The organism is Kibdelosporangium aridum (assembly GCF_900176515.1).
In the GTDB taxonomy this organism is placed as follows: Bacteria; Actinomycetota; Actinomycetes; order Mycobacteriales; family Pseudonocardiaceae; genus Kibdelosporangium; species Kibdelosporangium aridum.
Genome location: NZ_FWXV01000001.1, coordinates 1701127 through 1708523, shown reverse-complemented (window position 1 = coordinate 1708523; position 7397 = coordinate 1701127). Strand labels below are relative to the sequence as shown.

Sequence of the window (7397 nt, the reverse complement as noted above, 5' to 3'; positions counted from 1 at the left end):
GACAACGCCAACAACGTCTCGCCCGAAGGCACAGTCAACTTCACGGTTGTCGCGTCCCCGGACACCACTCCGCCGACGGTGACCTCGGCCGTCGCGGGTGACAAGGACCCGCAGGGCAACTACATCAACAAGGCGACGGTCACCATCACGGCGACCGACGCGCAGTCCGGCGTCAAGTCCACCGAGTACAAGCTGGACAGTGGAAACTGGACTCCGTACACGGCACCCGTCGAGGTGACCGCGGCGGGTGCTCACATGATCCACTACCGGGCGACCGACAACGCCAACAACGTGTCAGCCGAAGGCATGGCGAGCTTCACGATCGTCGCAGCCCCGGACACCACCGCACCGACGACCAACGCGACTGTCGCAGGCCCCAAGGACCCCAACGGGAATTACATCGACAGCGCGGCGGTGACGATCACCGCGACCGACGCCCAGTCGGGCGTGAAGCTGATCGAGTACTCGCTGGACAACGGGGCCTGGCAGCAGTACATGAACACCTTCCCGGTCAGCGCCAAGGGCGCGCACACCGTGAAGTACCGGGCCAGCGACAACGCGGGCAACGTCGCACCGGAGAAGTCGGTGTCCTTCACGGTCGTCGAGCCGGGATCGGACGCCTGCCCGGACTCCGACACCCGGGAAACCGTGATCATCGAACGTGACGACACCGGTGTGGCCAATGTGGACACCGGTAACGGCTGCACCGTCAGCGATCTCGTGGACCAGTACCGCGACTGGCCGAGCCACGGGGATTTCGTCAGGCACGTCGACACCGTCACCACCGAGCTGGTGACCCGTGGCGTGCTGTCCCGCCGGGATGCGGGCACTCTCGTGCGCGCGGCCTCGCGATCCGACATCGGCAGGTAGTTTCCTTTCAACGCAGCAGGGAGAACAAAGATGGCTAGACGGACCGCATCAGCGCTCGCGACTCTGAGCGCAATGGTCACCGCGTCCGTGTTGATGGCCGCGCCGGCGAACGCCGATCTGGTCATGTACTGCGTCGGGACGGGCGGTGCCGTGACGGTGCCGAGCGACCTCTACGTGCCGCCGGGCGAGTCCTGCTCCCTGCAGGGCACGACCATCACCGGAAATGTCAGGGTCGCCAAGGACGCCAACCTGATCATCAAGGGCGGCACCGTCAACGGTGAGGTCCAGGTGGCCGCGAACGCCTACTTCGACTCGGTGGACACCCGGGTCGACGGCGACGTGACGCTGGCGGCCGGTGGCTTCGGCATGTACCTGCGAAACACCGACACCGCACGGATCGTGACGCAGCCCAAGGGTTCCCAGCCGGTCGAGGGCTTCCTGTTCGTCGAGGCGGGCTCGAAGGTCGACGGGAACATCAACGCGCAGGTCGGCGAGGTCAGCGTCACCGACAGCGAGGTGACCGGCAACCTCAGCACGAACGGCGCGTACTTCACCGACGTGAAGAACGTCTTCGTCGACGGGACGCTCTCGGTGCTGAACAACGCCAACGGCAGCGTGGTCTGCAGCAGCGCGGTTCAGGGCAAGGCGACCTTCGCGGGCAACCAGGGCGGCGTTCAGCTCGGCCCGAACGGCGGACTGGACTCGTGCGCGTCGGGTGGCTACTTCGCCCGGGACGTCGCGATCTCCAACACCACCGGCCGCTCCACCCTGGATGACAACATCATCAACGGGCAGTTGCAGCTGACCGCCAACAACCCGGTGACCGAGGTCGCCGCGAACAACAAGATTCGCGGGGGCATCGCCGGTGAGTCCGTCGCACCGACCGCCGCCCGTGCGCTGGCGGCTCCGGAGCGGGAGGGCACTGCGGCTGAGCGGGCTGCGGCACGTTCGGCTGCCGCCAACGACGCCGCTGCCGCCAAGGGCGCGGCTCGTCTCGGATAGTCAGTGAGGAAGGAAGCCCGGGGTCTGTCGGCCCCGGGCTTCTTTCATCAGGCCAGGCCGAGTAGCGACACCATGATGGGCAGTCCGAGCAGGATCAGGATCGCCCCGAGCACGTCGAATGAGACGCCCGACCGGATCATCCGGGTGATGGACACCGCTCCCGAGCCGTAGACCACAGCGTTCTGCGGTGTGGACACCGGGAGCATGAAGCCGAACGACGCAGCGAAAGTCGCAGCGAGCGCGGGAATGAACGGGTTCGCCCCCGCTGCCACCGCGATCGGGATGATGATCGGGACCACGACCGACGCCGACGCCGTATTGCTCGTCGTCTCCGACACGATCACGGCCAGCACCACGGCGAAGATCGTGATAGTCACCGTGCTGCTCAGGCCGAGCGCGTTGGAGGCCGACTGGCCCAGCGTCTTGGCCAGGCCCGTGCTGGCAAGCAGGGAACCGAAGATGATGCCGGTTCCGAACAGCAGGATCGTGCCCCAGTCGATCTCGGCGGCGTCGCGCCAGCGAAGCGTGAACTCACGCCGCGACCAGTCTGTCGGCAGCAGGTAGAGCAGTGACGCGCCGAGGACCGCGACGATGCCTTCGTTCAGCCGTCCGCTGACCGCGTCGTACACCGACGAGTCGTTGCCGAAGATCACGGCGATGATGCCTGGAGTGATCCACAGCACGACCGTGATGCCGAAGGCGATCAGGGTGTTCTTCTCGGCTCGCGACAACGGGCCCATCTTGGCGCGTTCTTCCGCGATGTATTCCTCCACGCCCTCAATCCGCCGGATCTCGGGACGGTTGAGCAACAACAGGACCACCGCGAGCACCACGAACATCAACGCGCAGATCGGCAAGGCGATCAGGAACCATTCGGCGAACGAGATCCGCTGGCCGGTAGCCTGTTCGATCAGGCCACGCCCGATCAGGTTCGGCGGGCTGCCGACCGGGGTCAGCAGTCCGCCGACGCTGGCGCCGTACGCGAGCATCAGCAGCAGTGCCGCGCCGACACGCAGCCGCAGCGGGTCGAAGTCCGCCTCGACGAGGCCTCGGTCCTGCAGGAGTTTCGCGATCACGGCCAGGATCCCGATCGCGGTGGGCAGCAGCATGGCCACGGTCGCGGTGTTGGACACGAAGGCCGACAGGACACACGTGATCGCGCCGAACGCGATGATCACGCCGAACGTCGAGCCGCCGACGCGCGGCAACGCCAGGATCTTGAACGCGAAGCGGCGGGCGATGCCGTGTTTCAGCATCGCCTGGGCCAGGATGAAGGCCCCGATGAACGTGAAGATCGTCGACGAGCCGAACGGCTCGAGCGCGTCCTCGGCCGGGACCACCTGCAGCACCACGATCGCGGCGACGCCGAGCAGGCCGCCGATCGGGATCGGGACCGCTTCGGTGATCCACAGGACGATGACACCCAGCAGGATGCCCGCGAGGGTCTGCTGGTTACCGGCCAAGTCGAGCGGTAACGCCAGGAACACGATGGTGACCAGCGGAGCGAGCCAGAGCCCCACGGTCCGCCGTGTCTTTTCGAAGCGTTCCTCGGCCGGGGAGAGCTTCTGCTCGCCGAGACTCCGGTAGGTCGCGTGCCCGAGCAACGCGCTGTCCACGTCCGTGCGATTTCGGGTTCGATCGTCCATGACCGCCTCCCATCCACGCTGGGTCGATGGTCAATAAGGGTGACACACTGCGCGGGTGGAATGGGACGAATTGCACCATGCCCACGGCCGCGCGACGGACGTCCCGAAGTACCTCGAAGCGCTGCGCAACGGTGACGCGCAGGCCATCAGCGAGCTCTACAGCACCGTGGCTCACCAGGGCACTCGCTGGCAGGCGAGCTGCCACGCGGTCGCATTCCTCGTCGAACTGGTCGACGATCCGCGGATACAGCACCGCGTGGAAATCTCGGAACTGGTGCGATACATCGCCGTCGGTGACAGCCAGCTGCCGTTCGACTCGAGCCGGTACGCCGTCGACCTGCCCACGGACGAGCAGGTCGACACCATGATCCAGCAGCTGTACCACGAGGAGAACCCGGAGCCGGAATTCGGTGAGGAAGTCGCCCTGCGCTGGGAAGCCGACGCCTATCACGCAGCAGCGGAACACCTCGGCACCTACGTCCGCTGGCTCGCTGATCCAGAAGTCGGATCGCACGCCGCCGCGTTGCTGGCCTGGTTCCCGCTTCCCGAGGACGCCACACGTGCACTCGTTGACCTGCCTGCCGACTCCCCCGCCCGGGCAAGCGCCAACCTGGCACTCGCCTACATCACGAGCGTGGACGCATCCATCGACCTGCGATTGCGGGAACTGCTGGCAGCCCCGCGGCCAGTCAGCCTGACGGCCGCGATCGCGCTGGCCTTCCGTGTCGGCGACCGTGTGCCTCTTGCAGCGCTGGACGTGCTCGCCGACGAGGACCTCCCCGAAACGCCGGCGGGATGGGACCGGTCAATGCGCGGGTTCGTCGCCATGGCGTTGAAGAATGTGGGCTTGTGATCAGCGTTCCCAAGGTGCTCGAGCAGCAGTTGCGCACGGTGGACCCGTTGCGGGGCAAGGTTCTGTCACTGGACTATGCCGTGCACGCGCACGAGGTCTGCCACGACGAACTGACACCGGAACAGCAGGATCTCTCGGCGATCTATCTGGGCACGGCGAAGGCGCTGTTCGACGGCGAGGCGAGCATGACCGCGCTCGCCGACGCCAGTGCCGCACACGCCAAAATCAGGATTTCCGGTAGCCGTCTCGCCGAGGAGATCATGTGGGTCGGTGTGCTGGCGGTGTCGGTCTGCTGGCAACGGGAACTGGTGCGCGAAGGGCTGAGCCGCGGCGAACTGAAGAACGTCACGGTGAAGACGGTGGCAGCCGAGGCGCAGAACGTCGTCCGGCTGTTCTCCGGTGAGCAGGAGGCGACCTGGCAGCTGATCCACCTGCTGGAGACAGCCGACCGGGTCGACCCGCAGGTGCTGGTCAATCTGCTGGACGAGGTCTCCGCGGAGCAAGCGGAGTTCCTCGCTGTGGAGTACGCGAAGCACGCGTTGGAACGGCACCCGGATGCGCGGTATTTCCAGGCGGTGCTGGACGATCCGGGGAGGCTGCCGCTGGCTGTGGTCGCCCGGCAGGCTCAGCACATGGTCGGCGGGTCGGAGGCCACCTGGCAGTTGATCAAGCTGGTGGCCTCCGCACCGGTCACTGAGACTCGACGAACCGCTGCCACTGAGCAGCAGTGAACCTCAGAACGCCGCCATCACTGTTCTTGCTGTCCCGCACGCCCACAGTCTCGAGACCGAAAGCAACCTCAACACAGTCGCCGTTGTCACCACCGCTGAACGAACTCTTCTGCCACGCCACTTCAACACAGTCGCCGTTGTCAGCCCCGCTGGCCGAGCTCTTGCGCCAAGACACCTCAACGCGATCACCGTTGTTCGGGCCGCTGGAGCTGCTCTTTTGCCACGCACGGTCGTGCTCCACCACCGTGTTCCTTCCTGCTTGCCCAGGTCTTACTAGGCAAGGGTAGCCAGGAAGTCTCGCGATTCATCGGCCGAAAGTGCTTGCTTGGTCAGCGACTCGAACACCTTGGAGTATTTGCCCAGATCGACAGGACGCTCGAGATACACCGCGCCATCTTTGTGCTCGAGATACACGAAGTTGGGCGCCGGTTCGCCAGGTAGAGTCAGCATGTTGAAGGGACCCTTCATCGCAGCGTGGGGTCCGGAGTCGAAGGTCAACACCTGCAAGGTCACATTCATGCGCTTCGACACCTTGGCCAGAAGCTCGCCCTGCTCTCCCATGTCGCCCACGCCTCTGCGAAACACAGCCTCGTTCAACACAATGCGCAGCCGAGGTTTCCGCGTCTCCAAGCGCTGCTGACGCTCAAGCCGGAACGCGAGCCCCTTCTCATCGATCTCGCGACCGAAACCTGCCTGCAGCGCGCGCTGATAGCTGCTCGTTTGCAGGATGCCCGGCACTAGTTCCGCACAATAAAGCCAAATCTCCTTCGCGTCCGCTTCGAAGCCCACGTATGTCTCGAACCAGTCCGGCATCGTGTCCGAATAGGACGCCCACCATCCGCGCTCGTTCGACTCCTCCGCTTGGCGCATCAGCATGTCCACCTCTGGCGCACCCACCCCGTACAGCTGGCAGAGGTACTTCACGTTCTTCGCCAGGATCGCTTGCCTGCCGGTCTCGATCCGGCTGATCGTCGGCCGCCGCACACCGATGTACGCTGCCGCCTCCGCCATCGTCTTGCCTGCTTCAATCCTCGTCTTTCGCAGGCGTTTTCCCAGCCGCCATCGCCGGACCAATGAGCCAGGGCTCAGGTCTTCGGTTTGTTCCATGGCCGACAGTCTGCACCAATTCGCGCACACACCCACAGTACACGATTAGGTGATGCCATTGATGTAAGTACACCCACTAACTTCTTGCGGGTCATCTTCCCGATTTGCCGGGATTCAATGGCGAATCCAAAACTGGGATTTCCACATATCCGAAAGAAAGAGTCATGGCAGGCGTCACCCCGGAACCCAACTATTACGGCAGGCAGCTCCAGCGAGAGCTGAAAAAGCTGCGCGAGCAGAACAGGCTGACCCAGGAGGAGGCGGGCGAGCTCGTCCACATCGAGTTCAAGAAGCTCAGCCGGATCGAGCGCCGCCAGCTGCCGACGTACCATGAGCTGGTCATGCTCCTGGACGCGTATGGCGTCCTGAGCTGCGACTATGGGCCGTACATCGAGCTGTGGGAGCTCGCCAAGCAGCGCGCGTGGTGGCGGGATTTCCACCTCGAGGACACCCGCTACGTTCGCATGGAGGACGAGGCGGACCTCAAATACGAGTTCCAGCTCGGCCACATTCCCACCCTGCTGCAGACCGAGGAATACGCGCAGCGCTCCATCAACGCGAGCAAGCGCTCAATCAAGAAGTTCACCGATCTGCGGATGCACCAGCAGGAACGACTCAGCACCGATCCTCGCCTGCAGCTGCACGCATTGATCCACGCACCGGTACTGCACCAGGGCGTGAACAAGGCGCAGCGCGACCTGCTCATCGAAAGGGCGGAATTTCCAAATGTGACAATTCAGATAGTTCCCCAGCGAAATACTCTGCATGAGGGTCTGCACGGGTCGGTCATCCTGTTGTCGTTCGACGATCCGAACGAGCCCGACGCCGCGTTCGCGGAATCGCTCGTCGGCCTGCAGGACACGCAGGACCCGGAACGCACCGCGCACATCCGGCATGTCCTCGACCGGCTCAGCGAACTGGCGATGAGCCCGGAGGAAACCCTGGCGTGCCTGAAAACCGCTCGGATCGGCCCATAGGTCGAACACTCTTTTCATGAGTGTGTGTCATCTGTTCACGGAGTGCTCCGTCCGGCTCTTGTGGACCTCCGAGAGGCGCATTACTGTCCGCGACACAGTGATCACATGGAGGCACTCGTGCGCGGTCGGTATCGGGGCCCGGTGGCGGCGGCCGTAACTTTCGCTTTGACAGCAGCGTTTTTGTCCCCACCGGGGCACGCGGAACCGGCGC

At 64.6% G+C, this 7397-nt stretch carries 8 protein-coding genes; 5 read left to right on the top strand and 3 right to left on the bottom strand.

What is annotated here, in order from left to right:
- Both B9C43_RS07175 and B9C43_RS07170 read left to right on the top strand, forming a co-directional pair.
- On the top strand, positions 1-870 hold an 870-nt coding region (locus B9C43_RS07175; RefSeq protein ID WP_407657074.1), incomplete at its 5' end, for an OmpL47-type beta-barrel domain-containing protein.
- A 30-nt stretch (positions 871-900) separates the two neighbouring features.
- Positions 901-1872 carry a hypothetical protein gene (locus B9C43_RS07170; RefSeq protein ID WP_143446166.1) on the top strand — a complete coding sequence of 324 codons (972 nt, stop codon included), beginning with the start codon at positions 901-903 and terminating at the stop codon, positions 1870-1872.
- Positions 1873-1919: 47 nt separating this feature from the next.
- On the opposite strand, the gene B9C43_RS07165 is transcribed toward B9C43_RS07170, so the two are convergent.
- Positions 1920-3518, bottom strand: a complete 1599-nt coding sequence (locus tag B9C43_RS07165) for an SLC13 family permease (protein ID WP_084425181.1) — start codon at positions 3516-3518, stop codon at positions 1920-1922.
- A 55-nt stretch (positions 3519-3573) separates the two neighbouring features.
- Between B9C43_RS07165 and B9C43_RS07160 the strand changes: the two genes are divergently transcribed.
- Positions 3574-4371: a hypothetical protein gene (locus tag B9C43_RS07160; RefSeq protein ID WP_084425180.1), complete on the top strand. Its 798-nt coding sequence runs from the start codon at positions 3574-3576 to the stop codon at positions 4369-4371.
- Positions 4368-5102, top strand: a complete 735-nt coding sequence (locus tag B9C43_RS07155) for a hypothetical protein (protein ID WP_084425179.1) — start codon at positions 4368-4370, stop codon at positions 5100-5102. The genes B9C43_RS07160 and B9C43_RS07155 overlap by 4 nt, the downstream gene beginning before the upstream one ends.
- Here the strand turns inward: B9C43_RS07155 and B9C43_RS07150 are convergent.
- The gene (locus B9C43_RS07150; protein ID WP_143446238.1) at positions 5062-5277 is read right to left on the bottom strand and encodes a DUF397 domain-containing protein; all 216 of its coding nucleotides are present in this window, start codon (positions 5275-5277) and stop codon (positions 5062-5064) included. The genes B9C43_RS07155 and B9C43_RS07150 overlap by 41 nt on opposite strands.
- 98 nt (positions 5278-5375) lie before the next feature.
- The gene (locus B9C43_RS07145; protein ID WP_084425177.1) at positions 5376-6209 is read right to left on the bottom strand and encodes a helix-turn-helix domain-containing protein; all 834 of its coding nucleotides are present in this window, start codon (positions 6207-6209) and stop codon (positions 5376-5378) included.
- Positions 6210-6373: 164 nt separating this feature from the next.
- On the opposite strand from B9C43_RS07145, the gene B9C43_RS07140 reads away from it, so the two are divergent.
- Positions 6374-7186 carry a helix-turn-helix domain-containing protein gene (locus tag B9C43_RS07140; RefSeq protein ID WP_033393377.1) on the top strand — a complete coding sequence of 271 codons (813 nt, stop codon included), beginning with the start codon at positions 6374-6376 and terminating at the stop codon, positions 7184-7186.
- Positions 7187-7397: the final 211 nt, after the last annotated feature.

What these genes read in the sequence shown, in the direction of transcription:
- B9C43_RS07170 (WP_143446166.1), top strand. Translation starts at nt 901, where the DNA reads ATGGCTAGACGGACCGCATCAGCGCTCGCGACTCTGAGCGCAATGGTC.
- B9C43_RS07140 (WP_033393377.1), top strand. Translation starts at nt 6,374, where the DNA reads ATGGCAGGCGTCACCCCGGAACCCAACTATTACGGCAGGCAGCTCCAG.
- B9C43_RS07145 (WP_084425177.1), bottom strand. Translation starts at nt 6,209, where the DNA reads ATGGAACAAACCGAAGACCTGAGCCCTGGCTCATTGGTCCGGCGATGG.
- B9C43_RS07165 (WP_084425181.1), bottom strand. Translation starts at nt 3,518, where the DNA reads ATGGACGATCGAACCCGAAATCGCACGGACGTGGACAGCGCGTTGCTC.